Source organism: Streptomyces sp. NPDC006372 (genome assembly GCF_040612515.1).
Taxonomy (GTDB): Bacteria; Actinomycetota; Actinomycetes; order Streptomycetales; family Streptomycetaceae; genus Streptomyces.
Genome location: NZ_JBEXQJ010000057.1, coordinates 1 through 20,257 on the forward strand (window position 1 = coordinate 1; position 20,257 = coordinate 20,257).

General features: G+C 74.9%; 19 protein-coding genes. 3 read left to right on the plus strand and 16 right to left on the minus strand.

Annotation, left to right across the window (positions count from 1 at the left end; all coding sequences use genetic code 11):
* Positions 1–250: 250 nt before the first annotated feature.
* Complete coding sequence (pntB, locus tag ABZ016_RS40790) at positions 251–1,684, minus strand: Re/Si-specific NAD(P)(+) transhydrogenase subunit beta (protein ID WP_356921836.1); 1,434 nt, start codon at positions 1,682–1,684, stop codon at positions 251–253.
* Between the two features lie 6 nt (positions 1,685–1,690).
* Positions 1,691–3,250 (minus strand): Re/Si-specific NAD(P)(+) transhydrogenase subunit alpha, encoded by a 1,560-nt coding sequence (locus tag ABZ016_RS40795; RefSeq protein WP_356921837.1) that lies wholly within the window; start codon positions 3,248–3,250, stop codon positions 1,691–1,693.
* Positions 3,251–3,610: 360 nt separating this feature from the next.
* On the opposite strand from ABZ016_RS40795, the gene ABZ016_RS40800 reads away from it, so the two are divergent.
* The gene (locus ABZ016_RS40800) at positions 3,611–5,140 is read left to right on the plus strand and encodes an MFS transporter (protein WP_356921863.1); all 1,530 of its coding nucleotides are present in this window, start codon (positions 3,611–3,613) and stop codon (positions 5,138–5,140) included.
* A gap of 42 nt (positions 5,141–5,182) precedes the next feature.
* Here ABZ016_RS40800 and ABZ016_RS40805 read toward each other — a convergent pair whose 3' ends face one another.
* Both ABZ016_RS40805 and ABZ016_RS40810 read right to left on the minus strand, forming a co-directional pair.
* The gene (locus ABZ016_RS40805; RefSeq protein ID WP_356921838.1) at positions 5,183–5,638 is read right to left on the minus strand and encodes a VOC family protein; all 456 of its coding nucleotides are present in this window, start codon (positions 5,636–5,638) and stop codon (positions 5,183–5,185) included.
* 63 nt (positions 5,639–5,701) lie between these two features.
* The gene (locus ABZ016_RS40810; RefSeq protein ID WP_356921839.1) at positions 5,702–6,538 is read right to left on the minus strand and encodes a helix-turn-helix transcriptional regulator; all 837 of its coding nucleotides are present in this window, start codon (positions 6,536–6,538) and stop codon (positions 5,702–5,704) included.
* A gap of 134 nt (positions 6,539–6,672) precedes the next feature.
* On the opposite strand from ABZ016_RS40810, the gene ABZ016_RS40815 reads away from it, so the two are divergent.
* Together ABZ016_RS40815 and ABZ016_RS40820 are read left to right on the plus strand one after the other, a co-directional pair.
* Positions 6,673–7,581, plus strand: coding sequence for a polysaccharide pyruvyl transferase family protein (locus ABZ016_RS40815; protein ID WP_356921840.1), 909 nt, complete (start codon positions 6,673–6,675; stop codon positions 7,579–7,581).
* A gap of 104 nt (positions 7,582–7,685) precedes the next feature.
* A complete protein-coding gene (locus ABZ016_RS40820) occupies positions 7,686–8,006 on the plus strand; it encodes a DUF3040 domain-containing protein (RefSeq protein WP_356921841.1) in 321 nt (106 codons plus the stop codon).
* 30 nt (positions 8,007–8,036) lie between these two features.
* On the opposite strand, the gene ABZ016_RS40825 is transcribed toward ABZ016_RS40820, so the two are convergent.
* The 12 genes from ABZ016_RS40825 to ABZ016_RS40880 form a co-directional block, all read right to left on the minus strand.
* Positions 8,037–8,933 carry a glycosyltransferase gene (locus ABZ016_RS40825; protein WP_356921842.1) on the minus strand — a complete coding sequence of 299 codons (897 nt, stop codon included), beginning with the start codon at positions 8,931–8,933 and terminating at the stop codon, positions 8,037–8,039.
* Positions 8,930–9,811: a glycosyltransferase gene (locus tag ABZ016_RS40830; RefSeq protein ID WP_356921843.1), complete on the minus strand. Its 882-nt coding sequence runs from the start codon at positions 9,809–9,811 to the stop codon at positions 8,930–8,932. Before ABZ016_RS40830 ends, ABZ016_RS40825 begins: the two co-directional genes overlap by 4 nt.
* Positions 9,808–10,785, minus strand: a complete 978-nt coding sequence (locus ABZ016_RS40835; RefSeq protein ID WP_356921844.1) for a glycosyltransferase family 9 protein — start codon at positions 10,783–10,785, stop codon at positions 9,808–9,810. Before ABZ016_RS40835 ends, ABZ016_RS40830 begins: the two co-directional genes overlap by 4 nt.
* The gene (gene rfaE2, locus ABZ016_RS40840; protein WP_356921845.1) at positions 10,782–12,146 is read right to left on the minus strand and encodes a D-glycero-beta-D-manno-heptose 1-phosphate adenylyltransferase; all 1,365 of its coding nucleotides are present in this window, start codon (positions 12,144–12,146) and stop codon (positions 10,782–10,784) included. The genes ABZ016_RS40835 and rfaE2 overlap by 4 nt, the downstream gene beginning before the upstream one ends.
* A gap of 1 nt (position 12,147) precedes the next feature.
* Positions 12,148–12,750 (minus strand): SIS domain-containing protein, encoded by a 603-nt coding sequence (locus ABZ016_RS40845; protein ID WP_356921846.1) that lies wholly within the window; start codon positions 12,748–12,750, stop codon positions 12,148–12,150.
* The gene (locus tag ABZ016_RS40850) at positions 12,750–13,967 is read right to left on the minus strand and encodes a glycosyltransferase (RefSeq protein ID WP_356921847.1); all 1,218 of its coding nucleotides are present in this window, start codon (positions 13,965–13,967) and stop codon (positions 12,750–12,752) included. Before ABZ016_RS40850 ends, ABZ016_RS40845 begins: the two co-directional genes overlap by 1 nt.
* On the minus strand, positions 13,964–14,914 hold the full coding sequence (locus ABZ016_RS40855) for a glycosyltransferase (protein WP_356921848.1): 951 nt from the start codon (positions 14,912–14,914) through the stop codon (positions 13,964–13,966). The genes ABZ016_RS40850 and ABZ016_RS40855 overlap by 4 nt, the downstream gene beginning before the upstream one ends.
* The gene (locus ABZ016_RS40860; RefSeq protein ID WP_356921849.1) at positions 14,911–15,900 is read right to left on the minus strand and encodes a glycosyltransferase family 9 protein; all 990 of its coding nucleotides are present in this window, start codon (positions 15,898–15,900) and stop codon (positions 14,911–14,913) included. Before ABZ016_RS40860 ends, ABZ016_RS40855 begins: the two co-directional genes overlap by 4 nt.
* Positions 15,897–16,496, minus strand: a complete 600-nt coding sequence (locus ABZ016_RS40865) for an HAD family hydrolase (RefSeq protein WP_356921850.1) — start codon at positions 16,494–16,496, stop codon at positions 15,897–15,899. Before ABZ016_RS40865 ends, ABZ016_RS40860 begins: the two co-directional genes overlap by 4 nt.
* On the minus strand, positions 16,493–17,491 hold the full coding sequence (locus tag ABZ016_RS40870; RefSeq protein WP_356921851.1) for a glycosyltransferase: 999 nt from the start codon (positions 17,489–17,491) through the stop codon (positions 16,493–16,495). The genes ABZ016_RS40865 and ABZ016_RS40870 overlap by 4 nt, the downstream gene beginning before the upstream one ends.
* Positions 17,488–19,134, minus strand: a complete 1,647-nt coding sequence (locus ABZ016_RS40875) for a carbamoyltransferase C-terminal domain-containing protein (protein ID WP_356921852.1) — start codon at positions 19,132–19,134, stop codon at positions 17,488–17,490. The genes ABZ016_RS40870 and ABZ016_RS40875 overlap by 4 nt, the downstream gene beginning before the upstream one ends.
* Positions 19,135–19,281: 147 nt before the next feature.
* Positions 19,282–20,244 (minus strand): NAD-dependent epimerase/dehydratase family protein, encoded by a 963-nt coding sequence (locus tag ABZ016_RS40880; protein ID WP_356921853.1) that lies wholly within the window; start codon positions 20,242–20,244, stop codon positions 19,282–19,284.
* Positions 20,245–20,257: the final 13 nt, after the last annotated feature.

Here is a 20,257-nt window from a genome sequence, read left to right on the forward strand (position 1 = left end):
CGCCGGCGCCGCGCGCCCCCGCCCCCCCGCCCCCCCCGTGCCCCCCCCCCCCCAACCCCCCCACACCGGGCCGCCCCGACCGCCCCCCCGCCCCCCCCCGGCCGCCCCCCGGCCTTTTCCTGTGCGGCCGCCGAGGTGGTCGTCCGGCACCCACCAGGGCATCAGGCCGCGCCGACCCGCTCCCCCACCCGTGCCGGGGGCGCCGTCCCCGCCCTCGGCGGCTACGGCGTCCCCGTCGGCTGAGCGCGGTTCAGCGCGAGGTGCCGGCCATCTCCGGGACCGGCGCGTCCAGCGAGTCGAGGGCGCGCAGGATGTCCTCGACCCGCTGCCGGGCGTCACCGAAGAGCATCCGGCTGTTGTCCCGGAAGAACAGCGGGTTCTGCACACCGGCGTACCCGGCGGCCATGGACCGCTTGAAGACGACCACGTCGGCGGCCTCCCACACGTGCAGCACCGGCATGCCCGCGATGGGGCTGGCCGGGTTGTCGGTGGCGGCCGGGTTGACGGTGTCGTTGGCGCCGATGACGAGGACGACCGAGGTGGCGGCGAAGTCGTCGTTGATCTCGTCCATCTCCAGGACGATGTCGTACGGCACGTTGGCCTCGGCGAGCAGCACGTTCATGTGCCCGGGCAGCCGGCCGGCGACGGGGTGGATGCCGAAGCGCACCTCGACACCCCGCTCGCGCAGCTTGCGCGCCAGTTCGGCGACGGGGTACTGGGCCTGGGCGACCGCCATGCCGTAGCCGGGCGTGATGATGACCGAGGTGGCGTCGCGGAGCAGTTCGGCGGTCTCCTCGGCGTTGATCTCCCGGTGCTCGCCCTGCTCGCCCTCGTCGGCCGCCGCCGCGGGGGTGCCGAAGCCGCCCGCGATCACCGAGATGAAGGAGCGGTTCATCGCCTTGCACATGATGTACGACAGGTAGGCACCGGAGGAGCCGACGAGCGCGCCGGTGACGATGAGCAGGTTGTTGGCGAGCAGGAAGCCCGAGGCCGCCGCCGCCCAGCCGGAGTAGCTGTTGAGCATGGAGACGACGACGGGCATGTCACCGCCGCCGATGGAGGCGACCAGGTGGGCGCCGAGGGCGAGCGCGACCACGGTGACCGCGATGAGCAGCCCCATGTTCGGGCGGGCCACGAAGGCGACGGTGAGCGCGACGAAGGCGACCAGGGCCCCGATGTTGAGGACGTGCTTGCCGGGCAGCGTGAGCGGGCGGGAGTTGATGCGGGCCGAGAGCTTCAGGTACGCGACGACGGACCCGGTGAAGGTGACGGCGCCGATGAACACCCCGATGAACACCTCGGCGTGATGGATGCCCAGCAGCGAACCACTGAGCTCGGCGTCGACGTCGAGGTAGCCGTTCCAGCCGACGAACGCGGCCGCGAGGCCGACGAGGCTGTGCATGATGGCGATCAGCTCGGGCATGCCGGTCATCTCGACGACCCTGGCCCGCCACAGACCGATGCCTCCGCCGACGGCCGTGGCGAGGGCGATCAGGACGAGACCGGTGGCGGTGAGGCTCTCGGAGGCGAGCCCGACCGTGGCGGCCAGGGCGATGACCATGCCCGCGATGCCCCAGACGACTCCGGAGCGGGACGTCCGGTGCTGCGAGAGCCCGGCGAGGCTGAGGATGAACAGCAACGCTGCGACGACGTAGGCGGCTTCTGAGGCCGTGACTGTGCTCATCCGTGATCAGCCCTTCGAGAACATGCCGAGCATGCGGCGGGTGACGGCGAATCCGCCGAAGATGTTGATGCTCGCCAGCAGGATCGCGGCGAACGACAGCACGGTGACGGCGGTGTTCCCGTGCCCGATCTGCAGCAGCGCGCCGACCACGACGATCCCGGAGATGGCGTTGGTGACCGACATCAGCGGGGTGTGCAGCGCGTGGTGCACGTTGCCGATGACGTAGAAGCCGATGACGATCGCGAGGACGAAGACCGTGAAGTGGCCGATGAGTTCGCTCGGCGAGAAGGCGGTCACCAGGAACAGCGCGAGCGCTCCGGCGCCGACCAGGGCGTAGGAGGACCACGCGGGGCGGGCCGGCTTCGCCGGGGTGACCGCGGCCGGGGCGGCCTCCGGGGCACCGGCGGGGGCCGGCGCGGGCGCGGCGGACACCTGGACCGGGGGCGGGGGCCAGGTCTTCTCGCCGTCGCGGACCACCGTCATCGACCGCTGGACCACGTCGTCGAAGTCGAGGACGAGCCGGCCGTCCTTGCCCGGGGTGAGCAGCTTCAGCAGGTTGACGATGTTGGTGCCGTACAGCTGCGAGGCCTGGGCGGGGAGCCTGCCGGGCAGGTCGGTGTAGCCGATGATCGTCACGTCGTTGTCGGTGACGACCGCCTTGCCGGGGACCGTGCCCTCGACGTTGCCGCCCTGGGCGGCGGCCATGTCGACGATCACGCTGCCTGGCTTCATCCGCGCGACGTCCTCGGCGGTGATCAGCCGCGGCGCGGGCCGGCCGGGGATGAGCGCGGTGGTGATGATGATGTCGACGTCGGCGGCCTGCTCGGCGTACAGCTGCGCGGCGAGCCGGTTGTAGTCGTCCGAGGTGGCCTTGGCGTAGCCGTCGGTGCTCACCTCCTGCTCGGCGGTCACCGTGAGGAACTCCCCGCCCAGCGAGCGCACCTGCTCGGCGACCTCGGGCCGGGGGTCGGTGGCGCGGACCACGGCGCCGAGGCTGCGGGCCGCGCCGATCGCCGCGAGTCCGGCGACGCCTGCACCGGCCACCAGCACCTTGGCGGGCGGCACCTTGCCGGCGGCGGTCACCTGGCCGGTGAAGAAGCGGCCGAATGCGTGTGCCGCCTCGACCACGGCCCGGTATCCGGCGATGTTCGCCATCGAGCTGAGCACGTCCAGGGACTGGGCGCGCGAGATGCGCGGCACGGCGTCCATGGCGAGGACGGTGACCGGCCGGCGCGCGAGGTCCTCGACCAGCTCCGGGTTCAGGGCGGGGCTGATCAGCGCGATCAGCGTCGCTCCGTCCCGCAGCCGGGCGATCTCCTCGCCGGAGGGGCCGTTGACCTTGAGTACGATCTCGGCCGCCCAGGGGTCGCCGAGCCGGGCGCCCGCCTCCTCGTAGGCCGCGTCCGAGAAGCGGGACGAGGCTCCCGCCCCCGGTTCGACCACCACGTCGTATCCGAGTGCGACAAGTCTCCCCACGGTGGCCGGCGTGGCCGCCACCCTGGTCTCGCCCGCAGTGGACTCGGCGGGTATGCCGATCCGCTGGGGTTCCGGTTCCGCTGGGACCATCGTCTGCCTCTCTCCTCGTCCGTCGCTCGCCGTCTGACACCCGCCGAGTGCTCGTCCATCCATCGGTGCCCGAATCTTGCACTCTCGACGCCGGATCCGCGGGCGGTCGTCTTCACACGGCTGAAGAGTCCTGCCTCACAGCTGCCAGGGGTTGCCGGGGAGTGCGTTCGAGGGTATGGCGACAGCCTTCGGCGACGTGGTCCAATGTGGCTGCCGGGGCTTGCGGGGCGCTGGTCGGCTTGTGATGCGAGACATCAGGGTCCGGCGCAGACTGAGTGCGTGAGCAGCACCCGCCCGGGGCGCGGCGGGACCGCGTCCCCTCCCCGATCGGCACCTCACCAGGGCCTGGCTCTGGCGGCGATGATGTTCGCCGTCGCCATGACCTTCATCGACCAGACCATCGTGTCCATCGCGGCCCCGGACATCGTCCGCGAGCTGCATCTGTCGTCGTCCGGCATGCAGTGGGTGGTCAACGCCTACCTGCTGTCCCTCGCGGCGTTCTTCGCCTTGGGCGGGCGTCTCGCGGACCTCTACGGGCCGCGCCGGGTCGTCGTGATCGGCACGGTGGTGTTCGTCGTGTCGTCGGTGCTGTGCGGCTGCGTCCCCGAGGGCGACGTCGCACAGGCCTGGCTGATCGTGTTCCGCGCCGCCCAGGGGTTCGGTGCGGCCCTGCTCTTCCCCGCCGCGCTGGCCGTGGTGGTGGCGGTGTTCCCGGTCGAGCGGCGCGGCCGTGCCCTCGCCCTGTTCTTCGGTGTCTCCGGTGCGCTGACCGCCCTCGGCCCGCTGCTGGGCGGCTGGCTCACGAGCTGGACCTGGCGTGCCGTCTTCTGGGTGAACGTCCCGGTGGCGGTCGTGGCGCTGGTCCTCACCGCCCTGGCGCACGTCGACGACCGGCGGCGGGCCGGCACGCTGGACGTCCCCGGCGCGGTCCTGATCGCGATCGGCATGGGCCTGAGCGTCCTCGGTTTCCAGCAGGCCTGGTCCTGGGGCTGGGACAGCTGGGCGACGTGGGTGTGCGTCGCGGGCGGCCTCGCGGTGCTCTACGGGTTCGTCCGGTACGAGCGCGGGGTGCGCCATCCGCTGATCGACCTGCGGGTCTTCCGGGACAAGGCGTTCACCGTGGACGCGGCGGTGCTGTTCTTCTCGATGCTGGCCTTCGTCCCGCTGTTCTTCTTCACCTCGGTGTACGCCCAGGTCTCCCTGTCCGCGTCACCGAACCAGGCGGCCCTGTTCCTGCTGTACTTCTTCGTGGGCTTCGCGATCGCCTCGCAGTGGGGCGGCCGGATCCTCGACAAGCAGGGCGCGCGTCCGGCGCTGAAGCTGGGGACGGCCCTCGGCTGTGTCGGGTTCGCCCTGTGGGCGGGCAAGCTCACCGACCTGTCCATGCACGACCAGTGGCCCTACGCGGCCCTGGCCGGTGCCGGTATCGGCTTCGTCCTCGCGCCCGCCTCGACGGACGCCGTCAACCGGGCGATCGGCGCCTCGTACGGCGAGGTCACCGGCATCACCCAGACCGTGCGCAACTACGCGGCGAGCGTGGGCCTGGCGGTCTACGGCACGATCCTGACGCACGTCACGACCGACAACGTGGTGGGGACACTGGAGTCCCGGGGCATGTCCGCGGCCGATGCGAACGCCGTGGCCCGCGACGTCACCGAGTCGATCACGGGCGCCGGAGACGCCCGGCCGCCCACCGGCACCGGCCAGGCCGCCGACGCGACGCGGGACGCGATGAGCGCCGTCCGCATGGACTTCGCCGAGGCCAACCAGTGGGTGTTCTACGGCATGGCCATCGCGCTGGGCGTCGGTTTCCTGTGCGCGCTGCGCCACCCGGGCGGCAAGGTGAACGCCGGCGAGAAGGTGGCGGAACCGGCCCGGCAGGCCCGCTGACGCCCCGCCCCGTCAGGTCCCTCCCCGACCGGTCCCTCCCCGTCAGGAGGTGAACAACTCGTTCGTACGCTGCTGGATCTCGTCCGGCGTCAGGTCCTCGATGGTCTGGGAGACCGTCCAGAGGTGCCCGAACGGGTCGGCGAGGCGGCCGCCGCGCTGTCCGTAGTGCTGGTCGGCGACCGGGTACACCACGGTCGCACCGCCCCGCAGCATGGCCTCGGCCACGGCGTCGGCGTCGGAGACGTCCAGCGCCATGATCACCGGGCTGCCGCCGAGCGAGTCCGGCGCCGGGTCGGCGTCGTCGGCGTCCTTGACCGCGACGACCGCCTCGCCGATCCGGAGCAGGGCGTGCACGATCCTCCCCTCGGGGCCGGTGTACCGCTCGATCTCCTCGGCGCCGAGCGCGGCCCGGTAGAAGTCGATCGCCCGGGGTCCGTCGGAGACCACGAGCCGGGCGTGGAGCCGGGTGACGGCCGGCTTGCCGGTTGCGTTCGTCATGCCTTCACGATCGCGGGTCCGGGCAGCCCTGGATTGTAGAAAAGGGCCGGGCGGCGGGATCCGTCACCCGCCGAGCGGAACGTGGTTGCGTTCGTGGGGCGAGCGCGGAGCGTACGCCGTCGGGGTGATCCCCGCGAGGGCACGGAACTCGTGGATCAGATGCGCCTGGTCGTGGTAGCCGCAGTCCGCGGCGAGGGACGCCCAGTCCGGATTCCGGGGCCCGGCGTTCACCCGGCCCAGCAGCCGCTGGAAGCGCCGTACCCGGGCGTACCGCTTTGGTGTGAGCCCCAGTTGCTCGGTGCAGCGGCGGGCCAGCCGCCGGGAGGTCCAGCCCAGCCGGTCCGCGACGTCGCCCACGGGTGTACCGCCGTCGAGCAGCGCGGCGGCGCGCCGGGCCGCCGGGTCGGGCTCCAGGGGACGCCCCGCCCGCCGCAGCAGGGCCGACTCCAGCTCCCGCAGGCAGGCCTCGGAGCCACCGGCGGCCATCGCCTCCAGCAGCCGCTCGCGCAGCGCCGCGCCGTCCGCGCCCCACAGGTCGTCGAGCCCGACGAGTTCGTCACGGACCGCGGAGACCGGGGCGGTGAGGAACGGATACGCCCCCGCGGGACGGAACGCCGCCCAGACGACGGCCCGTTGCTGCGCCGGGTCGATCACGGCGGGCAGTGTGTGCGGTCCCTGGAGGGCCGCGCCCCGGGTGCGTCGGCCCGACGAGCCGAGGACGTCCCCGTCGAGGTTCACCAGCAGCTGCACCCCGCCCGTCGGCAGGGCGAGTTCGGCGGAGTGCGCGAACCGTCCCTCGGTGTAACCGAGCGCGCCGATCAGCGGCACGAGCGCGGGCGCCGAGGGCCGGGCCGTGACCGAGACGGGTTCCCCCTCCGCCGTACGAGCCGTACGAGCCATGCGACCAGCGTAGGGGCGGTGACGAACGGAGGCGGGGCGACCTGCTGTCTGCGTCTGCTGCTGATATGCGGGGAATGCCCTGATTGCCCTGCCCGTGGGGCGGGCACTCAGGGCATGTGCACACACAAGACGGCATGCGACCGCGCAGGGTCCTGCTGGCCGGGTGGTTCAGCTTCCGGGACGGGGAGGCGACCGCCGGGGACGTGCTGGCCCTGCGGCGGGTGGAGGACGTACTGCTCGGCACGGGCATTCCCTACGACGTCGCCTGGAGTCCCGGCTTCCGTCCGGAGGCCCTGCACCTGGACCGGCTGTGGCCGGAGGACTACTCCCACCTGGTGTTCGTGTGCGGCCCGCTGCACGGGCCGCAGGTCGAGGAGCTGCACCGGCGGTTCGCGGACTCGGTGCGGATCGCCGTCGGCACCTCGGTGATCGACCCCGGCAGCGCGGCCGTGACCGGCTTCCACCGGGTGCTGCCGCGGGACGCTCCGGACCGCGAGCCGGTGGAGGACCTGGCGGCCCGCGCCCCGGACGTACCGGCCCGGCCGGTCGTCGGGGTGATCCTCACGCACGGGCAGCAGGAGTACGGGCAGCTGCGGCGGCACGGTCAGGTCGCCGAGGAGGTGACGCGCTGGCTGGCCGGGAAGGACTGCGCCCGTCTGGAGCTGGAGACCCGGCTCGACACCCACGACTGGCATCTGAGCGCCACACCCGCGCAGCTCCAGTCGGTGCTGGCCCGGCTGGACCTCGTGGTGACCGACCGGCTGCACGGGCTGGTCATCGCGTTGCGGGTCGGCACCCCGGTCCTGGCCGTCGACCCGGTCACCGGCGGGGCGAAGGTGACCGCGCAGGCCCGGGCCTGCGGCTGGCCCGCGCTGGTGCCCGCCGAGCGGCTGGACGTGCGGCAGCTGGACCGCTGGTGGGAATGGTGCCTGACCGGCGGCCGGGTGACCGCCCGGCAGATCCGCGACGGCTTCCGCGAGGGCACCGTCCCGGACAGCGCGGACCGGCTCGTCGAGGCGCTGGCACGGGCCGTGCCCGGTTAGCTACGGGACCTCACGGGGCACCCGCTTTGTCAGTCCCCGCTTCCTGTCCCGCCGCACGTCCCCCCGGGAGGAGAGACGGTCGGGCCGCCCGGAAGGAGAACCGCGTGTCCATCGGCCGACTTCCCGATCACGAGCAGCGCATCCTCGACGAGATGGAACGCGCCCTGCGCCGCGACCGCCGCCTCGACCGCCGACTGCGCACCCTGCGGCTGAGCCGCCTCCCCGACCCCGCCCGGGTCTTCGTCCGACTGGCCTCCTACCGTCCCCGTGTCTGGACCGTGGCGGTCCTGCTCGCGGTGTCGGTCGCCCTGCTGGTCACCGGGATCGTCACCTCCGAACCGGCGGTGATCTGGGCGTTCGCCGCCCTGTGGCCCCTGACCCTGTTCGCCGGGTTCCGGCTGATGTGCCGGTGGTGCGGGAGCTGAGTGCCCGGGGCCGCGTCGGCGGCTCGGGCGTCAGCCCGTGTAGCGGCGGGCCTTCGAGGCGCGCTGGGACGGCTCCAGCAGGCGCAGCCGGGACTCGACGGCATCCGGCAGGACGCGGCGTTCGCGCAGGACCCAGGGCAGGGCGGCGGCGGCCTCGGCGAAGGCACGCAGGGACGCGGTGTCCCGCGGGACCGTACGGGCCAGGGCGGCCGTCCGGCGCAGGGCGGAGCCGGCCGGGCGGCGCAGCCAGGTGAACCAGAGGGTGTTGCGGATGCCGTGGGTGCGGCGCAGGGTGGCGTCCCGGGCCAGGGACGGGTGGTGGTGCACCGCCAGGTGACCGGCGTACGTCAGCCACCACCCGTCGGCCGCCAGGTCCGCGGCGAGCAGCTCTTCCTCGCCGCCCAGCCACAGCCGGGGGTGGAAGCCGCCCGCGGTCCGGAACGCGTCGGCGCGCAGCACCGTCGCGGCGGCCAGGAACGATCCGAGGGCAGGCCCCGGCAGCCAAGCGGGCCCGGGCACGGGAGAGTTGCGGAGCTCCTCGACGATCGGGTCGTCGGTGCCGTCCGGTTCGACGACGATCCGGGCCGTGACGGAGCCCAGCGCCGGATGCCGGTCGAGGAGGTCGGCGGCGCCCGTCAGCGATCCGGGCGCCCACCAGGAGTCGTCGTCGCAGAACGCGATGTAGGGCGTACGGACCTGACGGACGGCGAGGTTGCGGCCCACGGCGCCGAGGTTGCGGCCGGGCCGCAGCAGCCGGACCCGCGGATGGTGACGGGCGACGGCGTCGGCGGTGCCGTCCGTGGAGCCGTTGTCGGTGACGATCACCGGCGGGTTCTCCGGCAGTTCGGCGAGGTGGTCGAGGGTGCGCAGCAGTTCCCGGCGCCGGTTGTGGGTGATCACGACGACGGTCGTCCGGCTGTCGGTCATGCGGCCGCTCCCTCGGCCAGGCGCGCGGCCCGCTCCACCTGCGGTGGCAGGGGCCGGCGCGCCCGCAGGGCGGCGGGCAGCCGGGCCAGCGTCCCGCGCAGGGCGCGCCGGGCGTGGTCGTCGTGGCGGGCCTCGGCGGCGAGGGCGCGAGTACGGGCGAGCGCGTACGGCAGGGGACGGCGCAGCCAGGCGGTGAGGAGTTCGTTGCGCCGCTGGACGGCCGGGCGGCCGGTGCGGGGCCCGGGCGCCGGATGGTGGTGGGCGACGACGTCCGGGCAGTGGCTGACGCCCCAGCCGCGCGCGGCCAGGTCGTAGGCGAGGAGGGTCTCCTCGCCGCCGAAGAACAGCAGCCGGTGGAAGCCGCCCGCGTCGAGGTAGGCACGGCGGCGGACCACCGAGGCGCAGGCGAGGAAGCCCAGGACCTGGGTGCCGGGGAGGTCGGGGACCCTCCCCAGGGGCGAGTCGGCGAGCACCTCGTTGAGCGGGTCGGGGTCGGCTGTGGGGCCGACGAGGGTGCGGGCGGCGACGAGGCCGAGCCGCGGGTGGTCCGCGAAGAGCCCGGCGGCCGTGCCGAGCGCGCCGGGCGCCCACCAGGAGTCGTCGTCGCTGAAGGCCACGTACGGGGTGTTCAGGGCGCGGGCGCCGTAGGTGCGGGCCAGGGCGCCGTGGTTGAACGGCAGGGCGAGGACGCGGACCCGGGGGAAGTCGCGGGCGAGCAGGGCGCGGGTGTCGTCGGTGGAGGCGTTGTCCGCGACGAGGATCTCGGGCCGCTCGGGGAGGGCGAGGAGCCGGCGCAGGGCGTGGGCGAGGGCGGCCGAGCGGTTGCGGGTGGCGATGACGACGCCCACGGGGCTCGGGTCCGGGTGCCGGGTGGTCATCGTGGTGCGGTGCTCCCTCGCGGGTGTCGGGTGCCGGGCGGTTCGTCGACGGCGCGCAGGACGTCCTCCGGGGTGATGCGCAGCAGCGCCGGGTCGGGGCGGCGGCCGTGCGGGTCGCCCTCGGGCCCGTACCACAGTGCGCGGTGGCGCGGGCCGGGCGGCGGGCCCCAGCGGCTCGGCGGGACCGGACCGAAGAGGGTGACGGAGCGTGTGGCGTGGGCGACCGCGAGGTGGGCGACGCCGGTGTCGCCGCTGATCACGACGTGCGCGTCGGCGACAAGGGCGGCCAGCCGGCCGAAGGGCAGGCCGCCGCCGAACACGTCGGTGTCGGGCAGGCCGGCCCGCTTGGCGAGCCGGGCCACGAGGTCGCCCTCGTCCGCGCCGCCGGTGACGACGACCCGCAGGCCCCGGGCCCGCAGCTCGGTGGCGACGGCCGCGTACCGCTCGACCGGCCAGCAGCGGGCGGGCGACCCGGCACCGGGATGCAGCACGACCGCGCCGGGCGCCGGGGAGGCGGTGCGTGGCCGGGGCAGGCGCAGGTCGGCGGGGTCGGCGTCGATGCCGTACGCCTGGAGCAGCCGGCACCAGCGGTCGCGTTCGTGTTCCTCCGCGTACCAGGGCGGGCCGTCGATCCCGGGCAGGTCCGGGTGGGCGAAGGCGAGCAGCTTCAGCGGCCGCAGCTCCATGAGCAGCCGGTGGCTCGGCGGTCCGTTCCCGTGCAGGTCGACGGCGATGTCCGGCGGTGGCCCGGTCCAGTCGAGGGTGACCGGCACCTCGCGTCCCGGAGCGGAGGCGGGCAGCAACCGGTCCACGGCTCCCGTCTGTGCCGCGACCGGTTCGAGTTCGGCGGGCGCGGCCAGCACGATCTCGTGCCCGGGGTGGGCCCGCCGCAGGGCCCGCAGGGCGGGGACACCGGCGAGGAGGTCGCCGAGTCCCAGGGCGCGCAGGACGAGCAGACGGGGAGCCGGGGTCATCGTGCTCCTTCCGCCGCCCGTTCCATGAGGGCCGTCGAGGAGCGGCCGTCGAGGTAGGGCAGGAGGACCGCCTGGCCGCCCCACTTCTGGAGGAGGGCGGCTTCCGGGAGGTCGGCCGCCGCGTAGTCGCCGCCCTTGACCCACACGTCGGGGCGCAGGTCGGCCAGGAGACGTTCGGGGGTGTCCTCGTCGAAGACGGCGACGGCGTCGACGCAGGCCAGGGCGCGCAGGACCCGGACGCGGTCGGCGAGCGGGGTGACCGGCCGGCCTCCGCCTTTGCGGCGCCGTACCGAGGCGTCCGAGTTGACGCAGACGACCAGGCAGTCGCCGAGCCGCCGCGCCGCCTGGAGCAGGCCGACGTGCCCGGCGTGCAGCAGGTCGAAGCAGCCGCCGGCGGCGACGACCGTGCCGTGCGCGGTGCGGACCCGTGCCGCCAGGGCGTGCGGGTCGTCCTCGTCGGGCGGCGGTACCGGTTCGGCGTCCGCGCTCGGTACCGCCGCCGCCCCGCCCGCGGCGACGAACCCGCTCGCGGCGTCCACGGCGCCCTCGACGGCCTCGGCCACCAGGGCACCGTCGGCGAGCAGCCCGGCCGCCGTCGCGGCGAACCGGTCCCCCGCCCCGCAGCTGTCGCCGTGGTGGGCGGCGGGCGCGGGGACGAGCAGCGGATGCTCGCCGTAGGACAGCAGGGCGCCGCGGGCGCCGAGGGTGACCGCCACGGCGGCGGCCCGCCAGTGGCGTACGAGGGCGGCGGCGCTGTGGGCGGCGGCGTGCAGGTCCCGGCGCGGGGTGCCGTCCCGCGGGGCGAGGCCGTGGGCCTCCTTCTCGGCCGGGGTCACCAGCCGGGTGCCGGGCGCGGGCGTACCGCCTCGTGGATGCGGGTCCCAGACCAGCGGAGGGCGGGCGGCGAGGACGTCGCGGAGGGCGTCGGCCGTACCGCGCCCGTAGTCGGAGACCAGGACGGCGGGCGCGGTGCGTACGGCCTCACGGGCGGCGTCCGTGGCCTCGCGCGTGCGGCCTGCGCCGCGGTCCAGACGGACCACGGGGCGGCCCTGCGCGAGGATCCGGGTCTTCTCGGACAGGGAGCCGGTCAGCGGCAGCGGGACCAGGGTGAGCCAGGGTTCCAGAAGGCGGCGCAGCGCGCGGCTGGCCGGGTCGTCGCCCACCCCCGCGACCAGCGTGACGTCCCTTCCGTCACGGGCCGCGAGGTAGGCCGCCAGCGCGGCGCCGCCGGGCCGGGTCCGTTCCGCGCAGTCGTCGACGACGGGCACGGGCGCGTCCGGCGCGAGCCGTTCGGCCCGGCCGCTCAGATCCCGGTCCAGCAGCGCGTCACCGACCACCACCAGGGGTGCCTTGCCGTTCATGTCACCTCCGGCCGTCGCCGTCGTGCCAGGGGCCGCGTTCCACCGCCGCGTCGAACGCCGCACACACCATGTGCACCGCCACCAGGTGCAGTTCCTGCACGGTCGCCGCCGTCGGTGCCTCGACGCAGAGGTACTCGTCGCTGCCCGCCATCAGCGGGTTGGGGGCGGGGCCGGTGAGGGCCCACACCCGGACTCCGGCCGCCCGGGCGGCGTCCGCGGCGGACAGCAGGTTGGCGCTGGCGCCGCTGGTGGACAGCAGCATCAGGACGTCGCCGCGGCGGCCGTGGGCGCGGACCTGGCGGGCGAACACCTCGTCCACGCCGTAGTCGTTGGCGATGGCGGTGGTGCTGGAGGTGTCGGCGTGCAGGGCGAGCGCGGAGAACGGCGGCCGGTCGTCGCGGTAGCGGCCGACGAGTTCGGCGGTCAGGTGCTGTGCCTGGGCGGCGCTGCCGCCGTTGCCCGCGGCCAGCAGCCGGCCGCCGCCGGTGAGCACGGCCGCGAGGCGCTCGCCCCACCGCTGCGTGAGGTGCGCCGAGGCACGGAACGCGGTCAGCGCGTCCTGGAGTTCGTCGCAGTGCCCGGTGACGGGCGGGTGCACGGTCATCACGCCACCTCCTTCTGCTGGGCGTGTCCGGCGAGGACCTGGCGGTGGACCTGCTGCACGCCGTCGGCGACACGCCGCCAGGTGTAGTGGGTGAGGACACGTTCCCGCCCGGCCGTGCCGTGGCGGCGGCGCAGCGCGTCGTTCTCGAGGAGTTCGCGTACGGCGGCGGCGACCGACGGGGGGTCCTGCGGCGGGACGAGCCGGCCCGTGACGCCGTCGGCGACGCTGTCGCGGTGGCCGCCGACGTCGGTGGCGACGACGGGCACGCCGCAGGCCATCGCCTCCAGCGGCACGATGCCGAACGGCTCGTAGACCGGGGTGCACAGCACCAGGTCCGCGCTGCCGATCAGGGCGGGCATGACGGCCGGGTCGACCGCGCCGAGCATCCGGACCCGGTCGGCCACGCCGGCGCTCCGCGCGAGCCGCCGCAGCCGCTGTGCCTCGGGATCGTCGTCGAGCAGGCCGGCGGGGGGCCCGCCGGCGATGAGGAGTTCGGTGTCCGGGATCCCGGCGAGGGCCCGGACGGCCTGGTCGTAGCCCTTGCGCGGGACGAGCCGGCCGCAGGCGAGCAGCCGGTGCCGCTCGCGGCGTGCCGGGACGCCGTCGGGTGCCGCCCCGGGGCGGAAGTGCCCGGCGTCCACCCCGCAGGGCACCACGGACACCTGCCGGCGCGGCACGCCCATGTCGGCGAGTTCGTGCACCTCGTCGGTGCAGGTGGCGAGGACCCGGGCGCAGCCGCGGCCGATCTGCCGCTCGACACCGACGCGTTCGGGCGGGCTGGTGTCGAGCCGGCCCTGGTGGCGGCGCTTGACGGTGCCGAGGGCGTGGAAGGTCTGCACGACGGGCAGGTGGTGCGGGTGGGCGCCGATCCGGGAGGCCATGCCGGACATCCAGAAGTGTGCGTGGACCACGTCGGGCCGTTCCCGGGCCCAGGCGCGGGCCAGCCAGGCGCCGAAGGCGGGCATGTGCGGGAACAGTTCGTCCTTGGGGACGGGGGCGGCGGGCCCGGCGGGTACGTGCTCGACGACGGCACCGCCGGGCAGCGGCACCCGGTCGGGCAGGTCGGCCGCGTCGCGGCGGGTGTAGACCGTGACGTCGTGGCCGCGCCGCGCCAGTTCCTCGGTCAGGCGGGCCACGTACACGTTCTGGCCGCCCGCGTCGACGCCGCCGAGCGCGGCGAGCGGGCTCGCGTGCTCGGAGACCATGGCGATCCTCATCGGGCCACCTCCTTCAGCAGCCGTTCCCAGTCGTCCAGGAAGCGGGTGAGTCCGTAGCGGGCGAGCGCGGCCGCCCTCGCTCCCTCACCGACCATGCGGGCATGCTGCGGGTCGGCGACGAAGTCCCGTACGGCGTCGGTCAGTTGATCGATGCGGTTGGAAACCACTCCGGCGCCGGGCGGTACGGCCTCGGTGACCTCGGTGGTGGCGAGCGCGACGACGGGCATGCCCAGGTGCATGGCCTCCAGCAGGGACAGGCCGAGGGAGGTCCAGCGGACGGGGTGGACGTAGACGCGTCGCCGTGCCATCGCCTTGTGGAGTGCGCCCTGGGTGAGTTCGTGGGAGCGGCAGCGGCCGGCGGGGACGCCGAGCTGCTCGGCGAGCCCCTGGGTGCCCATGCCGAAGACGTCCAGCGGGGCGGCTTCGGCGAACGCCGGCAGCAGGTCGGTGCCGGTGGTACGGCCGCGCCGCAGCGGCTCGTTGACGGCGACGGCGGCGCGGTCCAGCTCCCCGGTCCACAGCGGCCCGGGGTCGACGATGCCGTGCTCGATGACGGTGCTCCGGGCCGGGCCGGCGTCCCACATCAGGCGGTTGAAGTGGGTGACGTGGACGAGGGTGACACCCGGGAGGTCCGCGGCGGGGTGGCGGGTGTCGGGCACGTCGCCGTGCGGGGCGTTGTGCTCCAGGTACACCAGGGGCGGCCGTCGGCCCAGCCACCGGTCGACCAGGGCGAGTTCGTGCGGGCGCTGCAGGACGACGAGGTCGATCTCCTCGTCCCGGAGCCGCTCCGGCGGCACTTCGACGACGGAGGCGGGCCAGTCCCAGGTGCGGGCGCGGCCGAGTCCGTCGGGGCCGCGGTCGGGTGTGACCGGGACGACGTAGGTGTGCGGGCCCTGGACGAAGGCGGTGGTCCACGATCCGTGCACGTGCCAGATGAGGATCCTCATGTCTCCCCCATCAGTTTCTCGACGGCCGTCACCACGTCCTGTGCGGTGACGGTGTCCAGGCACGGATGGCCGGGCACGGGGCACTCCCTCGCCCTGCTGTCCGCGCACGGTGCGTCCTGGTCGCCGAGCAGCACGTACGGCACGCCGTACGGCCGCCACCGCTCGGCCGGGACGACCGGCGCGAACAGGGACACGACCGGGGTGCCGACGGCGGCGGCGAGGTGGGCCGGGCCGGTGTTGCCGGTGACGACGACGGCGGCGCCCTCGAGGACACCGCCCAGTTCCGCCGCCCCGGTGCGGCCGCCGAGGTCGAGGGCGTGCGATCCCGCGACGTACGCGGTCAGGTCCCTCTCCCCCGCGCCGCCGGTGACCACCACGCGGTGGCCGGCCGCGGCCAGTTCACGCGCCGCCTCGGCACAGCGCCCGGGGCTCCAGGCGCGGGCCGGGACGCTGGCGCCGGGATGCAGGACGACGTAGGGGCCCGGGCCGGTGAGACCGGTGGTGGCGGGCGGCGGGAGCACCCGCAGCCGGCCGTCGTCGGCCGGCGGGAACCCCGCGGCCTCGGCGAGGTCCAGCGCGGCCTCGGCCTCGTGGGCGTGCGGGGCGCGGTGGTGGCGTACGTCGAGGAGGGAGCCCGGGTAGTCCTCGCTGTCGGCGGCGATGAAGCCGACGCCGGCCAGGCGCAGCAGCAGGGCTGCGGGCAGCGGCGACTGGTGGAAGGAGGTGAGGATCAGCGCGGTGTCGGCGTCGATCGTGTCGATGAGCTGGTCGACCTCGCCGCGGCCGACGGGCGGGGGTGTGAAGCCCACCCAGGGCGCGTCCCACACGAGGATGTCGTCGACGCCCGGCAGCAGCCCGGCGGCGGGCGCGCCGCGCGGCCCGCACAGCAGGGTGACGGTGTCGGCGCGGGCGGCGACGGCGCGGACGGCGGGCCCGGCGAGCAGGACGTCCCCGAAGCTGTCGAGCCGGGTGACGAGGGCCCTCACGTGACCCTGCCCGCGGTCGGGCCGGTCGTGTAGGCCTTCTGGATGGGGCGTTCGTCGACAAGGACACGGCCCGCCGGGGGCCCGTTCAGTACGGCGCGGACGGCGGTCGGCAGGTCCGGTGCCACGTGGTCCGCGTGCGCGGTCTCCTCGGGGCGGGTCTGCGCGGTGGGGACGAGGATGCCGTGGGCGCCGGCCCGGCGGGCGGCCTCCACGTCGGCGCCGATGTCGCCGATGACGACGAGGTCGGCGGGGTGGGTGCAGATCCGCCCGGCCGCCCACAGCACCATGCCGGGCTGGGGTTTGCGGCAGTGGCAGCCCTCGTCGGGGCCGTGCGGGCACATGGCGAACACGTCGAAGGGGCCGAGGAGTTCGTCGACGCGGTGGTTGACGCGGCGGACCTCGGCCTCGGTGAGCAGTCCGCGTGCGACACCGGACTGGTTGGTGACGACGCCGGTGCGGATGCCGCGGGCGCGGAGCACGGCGAGCGCCTCCCGGGCGCCCTCGACGGGGCGTACGCGGTCGGGGTCGGCGTTGTAGGGGACGTCCTCGACGAGCGTGCCGTCGCGGTCGAACAGCACGGCCTTGACCGGGCTCATCGCGCCACCTCCTGCCAGGCGGGGGCGTGACGGTGGCGCAGGGCACCGGTCAGCCGGTGCCAGGTCGCGGCGGGCGGGATGAGCACGCTCGTCGCGAGCATGGTCGTCACCTCGTGGCGGGTGCGGGGACCGGCGGTGATGCGGGCCCGGGCGAACTCGGCCGTGCCGGCCGCCCAGCCCAGCGCGCAGGCCGTGGCGGCCCGGCCGTGCCCGGTGGCGGCGAGGGCGCAGGCGGCGACTCCCGCGGTCGTGATCGCCGCGTGGGTGCGGATCCGGCCGCGCGGCGCGACCGCCTTGTCCCACCAGTCGGGTCCGTGCAGCTGCCGCATGAGGGCGTCGTCGGCGTTGCCGCGCTGCTGGCGCAGGGAGGCCCAGCGGGAGGCGGGGCGCACGGGGTGGCGGGTGGTGCGGCGGCCCTGCCGGATGCGCCAGCCCGCGTCGAGGACGCGCAGCGCGAGGTCGGCGTCCTCGCGGAAGGCGCGCCGGAACCGCTCGTCGAAACCGCCGACCTGCTTGAGCGCCTCCGTGCGGTAGGCCATGTCGGCGGTGATCCAGTGGGCCCGGGCCAGTCCGGCGGTGCCGCGCTCCCAGTCGGTGGGGCGGCGTTCGCCGGGCAGGGGCACGGCGATGACGCCCTGGACGCCCGCGATGTCGGGGGACGCCTCGGCGAGGTCCTCGGCCAGTTGCCCGCACCAGTGGGGTCCGACCTGGACGTCGTCGTCGAGGAACACGGTCCACGGCGCGGTCACGGCGCGCAGCCCGGTGTTGCGGGCGGCGGCGGGCCCACGACCGCCGCCGCCCAGCACTGTGGTGCGCTCCCGCAGATCGCCGAGGACGCTCAGCGGGTGCTCCAGCCTGTCCGGTTCGGGGTCCGGCCGGTCGTCGACGAGGACGATCTGCTCCGGGCGCGGCCCGGTCGCCGCGGCCAGCGCCGCGAGACAGTCGGCGAGGGTGTCCCGTACGAGGGTGGGGATCACGACGGCGTACGAGGTCATGCGGCGCTCCTCCCTCCGGCGAACGCCCGCCCCCGGCGGACCGCGTACGGCCCGATGGCCAGCAGGTCGACGGGCGCGGAGCCGAAGCACTCCAGGGCGTCGCGCGGGTCGTCGACCATGGGCCGGCCGGCGGTGTTGAGGCTGGTGTTGACGACGACGGGCAGCCCGGTGCGCCGCTCGAAGGCGCGCAGCATCCGCGCCACCAGCGGTTCGCGCCGCTCCTCGACGGTCTGGATGCGGGCGGTGCCGTCGACGTGCACGACGGCCGGGATGCGGTCCCGCCACTGCTCGGCGACGTCGTGCACGAACAGCATGTACGGGCTGGGCAGCGGGCCGCCGGAGAAAAGGCCGGCGGCCCGGTCGGCGAGGACCATGGGGGCGACGGGCCGGAACTCCTCACGGCCCTTGACGTGGTTGAGGCGTTCCAGGTTCTCGGCGCGCCCGGGGTGGGCGAGCAGGGAACGGTGCCCGAGGGCGCGCGGCCCGTACTCGCTGCGGCCCTGGAACCAGGCGACGACGCCGTCCCGCGCGAGTACCTCGGCGACGGTCTCGGCGATGTCGTCGGGCTCGTCGTACGGGATGGCGGCCGTGTCCAGCCGGGCGCGCAGTTCGCCGTCGCTCCAGCCGCGGCCGAGGTCGGCGCCGGACAGCGGCTCGGGCTGTTCGGCGAGGTGCAGCGCCCCGCCGAGGGCGGTGCCGGCGTCGCCGGCGGCGGGCTGCACCCACACGTCCCGGTAGGGGCCCTTCGCCGCGATCTTCGAGTTGGCGACGCAGTTGAGGGCGACGCCCCCGGCCATCGTCAGGGCCTCGCCGCCGGCCTCGCGGTGCAGCCAGTCGACGAGCTCCAGCAGGACCTCTTCGAGCACGGCCTGGGTGCCGGCGGCGAGGTCGGCGTGGTCCTGGTTCCAGGGTTCGCCCGGGGCGCGGGGCGGGGTGAAGAGGGCCCAGTCGACGCCGTGGGCGCGGAAGCCGCCGTGACCGGTGGGGTGGATGTACTGCCGCAGCTGGGGGAGGAAGCGGGGGGTGCCGTAGGAGGCGAGGGCCATCACCTTGTACTCGTCGCTGCTGCGCAGGAACCCCAGGTGTTCGGTGAGCTCCTCGTAGACGAGGCCGAGCGAGTCGGGCAGCGCCTGCGTGGCGAGGGTGTCGAGCTTGCCCTCGCGGTAACGGCCGGCCAGGTGCGAGGCGGACTCGCCGCGGCCGTCGAGGACGAGGACGGCGCTGTCGGGGTGCGGGGAGGCGGGGCCTGCGGAGGCGGCGTGGGCCACGTGGTGCGGGACGAAGACGACCCGGTCGGGGTCGAGTCCGGGCAGGGCCTCGGCGAGGAACTCGGGGGCGCGGCGCGCGTACTCCAGGCGGAGCGGGTCCCAGGGGTCGTCCAGGCCCATCTCGCGCGCGGGCCGGGCTAGCTTCGGGTCGAAGGAGTAGGTGACGGCGTCCAGCTCGCCCGGTCGTATGCCGGCCTGTTCCAGGCACCAGCGGGCGGACATCTCGGGCAGCTCCCACGCGGAGAACGGCAGCGGGCGCTTGCCGTGCTTGCGGCGGCTGAAGCGCTCTTCCTCGGCGGCCGCCACCGTCCTGCCGTCGACCACGAGGGCGGCGGCAGGGTCATGGAAGAGGGCGTTGATTCCGAGAATGCGCATGGAAGAGGTGCTCCGTCCCGGAGGCGGTGGGGACTTCGGTTTCGCCGAGTGCCGCGGGGGAGCTGTCTCAAACACTTGGAGCCAACTAATGCGATATAGCCCGAATTATCACCCTTTGTCATCCAGCACGACCCTCGGGTGACGAACTCAGGCGGCCACGGACCGCGAGAACCAGCCAACGGTCCGCTCCAGCCCCTCGCTCCAGCCGACGCGTGGGCGCCAGCCGAGCCGCTCCCGGGCCAGCCGGGTGTCGGGGCGACGCCGGGCGGGGTCGTCCACGGGGCGGCCCACATGGCGGACGCGGGAGGCGGAGCCGGTGAGCTCGATGATCCTGCGGGCCAGCTCCAGCATGGTGATCTCGTCGCCGCCGCCGATGTTCACGGGCCCGGTCTCGGCGGAGGCCGCCAGGGCGAGCACGCCGTCCACGGTGTCGTCGACGTAGCACAGCGAGCGGGTCTGGCCGCCGTCGCCGGCGACCGTCAGCGGCAGGCCGTCCAGGGCCTGCGTGACGAAGGTGGGGACGGCGCGGCCGTCGCCGGTGCGCATGCGCGGGCCGTAGGTGTTGAAGATGCGGACGATGGCGGCGTCGGTGCCGCGCGCGCCGCGGTGGGCGGTGACCAGGGCCTCCGCGAAGCGCTTGGACTCGTCGTAGACGCTGCGCGGGCCGACCGGGTTGACGTTGCCCCAGTAGCCCTCGCGCTGCGGGTGCTCCAACGGGTCGCCGTAGACCTCGGAGGTGGAGGCGAGGACGAACCGGGCACCGTCGGCACGGGCGCGTTCCAGGGCCAGGCGGGTGCCGGTGCTGCCGACGTCGAGGGTCTCCAGCGGCAGCCGCTGGTAGTCCACGGGCGAGGCCGGGCACGCGAAGTGCAGGACGAGGTCGAACCGGCCGGGCAGGCCGGTGAGGGCTTCCGGGTCGGTGGCGTCGCCCGCCACGAAGCGGAAGCCGGGGCGCGGCTCCAGATCGGCCACGTTGGCGCGGGAGCCCGTGGCGAGGTTGTCCAGGCACACCACATCCGTGCCGGCGTCCAGCAGCCGTGCGCACAGATGCGACCCGACGAACCCGGCGCCACCGGTGATCAGGGCCCGGCTCCAGACCTGTCCGCTCACGGGGCTCTCCTCC

Excerpts from the sequence above, each read along its gene's own strand:
- pntB (WP_356921836.1), bottom strand. The coding sequence starts at position 1,684 with ATGAGCACAGTCACGGCCTCAGAAGCCGCCTACGTCGTCGCAGCGTTG.
- ABZ016_RS40795 (WP_356921837.1), bottom strand. The coding sequence starts at position 3,250 with ATGGTCCCAGCGGAACCGGAACCCCAGCGGATCGGCATACCCGCCGAG.
- ABZ016_RS40800 (WP_356921863.1), top strand. The coding sequence starts at position 3,611 with ATGATGTTCGCCGTCGCCATGACCTTCATCGACCAGACCATCGTGTCC.
- ABZ016_RS40805 (WP_356921838.1), bottom strand. The coding sequence starts at position 5,638 with ATGACGAACGCAACCGGCAAGCCGGCCGTCACCCGGCTCCACGCCCGG.
- ABZ016_RS40810 (WP_356921839.1), bottom strand. The coding sequence starts at position 6,538 with ATGGCTCGTACGGCTCGTACGGCGGAGGGGGAACCCGTCTCGGTCACG.
- ABZ016_RS40815 (WP_356921840.1), top strand. The coding sequence starts at position 6,673 with ATGCGACCGCGCAGGGTCCTGCTGGCCGGGTGGTTCAGCTTCCGGGAC.
- ABZ016_RS40825 (WP_356921842.1), bottom strand. The coding sequence starts at position 8,933 with ATGACCGACAGCCGGACGACCGTCGTCGTGATCACCCACAACCGGCGC.
- ABZ016_RS40830 (WP_356921843.1), bottom strand. The coding sequence starts at position 9,811 with ATGACCACCCGGCACCCGGACCCGAGCCCCGTGGGCGTCGTCATCGCC.
- ABZ016_RS40835 (WP_356921844.1), bottom strand. The coding sequence starts at position 10,785 with ATGACCCCGGCTCCCCGTCTGCTCGTCCTGCGCGCCCTGGGACTCGGC.
- rfaE2 (WP_356921845.1), bottom strand. The coding sequence starts at position 12,146 with ATGAACGGCAAGGCACCCCTGGTGGTGGTCGGTGACGCGCTGCTGGAC.
- ABZ016_RS40845 (WP_356921846.1), bottom strand. The coding sequence starts at position 12,750 with ATGACCGTGCACCCGCCCGTCACCGGGCACTGCGACGAACTCCAGGAC.
- ABZ016_RS40850 (WP_356921847.1), bottom strand. The coding sequence starts at position 13,967 with ATGAGGATCGCCATGGTCTCCGAGCACGCGAGCCCGCTCGCCGCGCTC.
- ABZ016_RS40855 (WP_356921848.1), bottom strand. The coding sequence starts at position 14,914 with ATGAGGATCCTCATCTGGCACGTGCACGGATCGTGGACCACCGCCTTC.
- ABZ016_RS40865 (WP_356921850.1), bottom strand. The coding sequence starts at position 16,496 with ATGAGCCCGGTCAAGGCCGTGCTGTTCGACCGCGACGGCACGCTCGTC.
- ABZ016_RS40870 (WP_356921851.1), bottom strand. The coding sequence starts at position 17,491 with ATGACCTCGTACGCCGTCGTGATCCCCACCCTCGTACGGGACACCCTC.
- ABZ016_RS40875 (WP_356921852.1), bottom strand. The coding sequence starts at position 19,134 with ATGCGCATTCTCGGAATCAACGCCCTCTTCCATGACCCTGCCGCCGCC.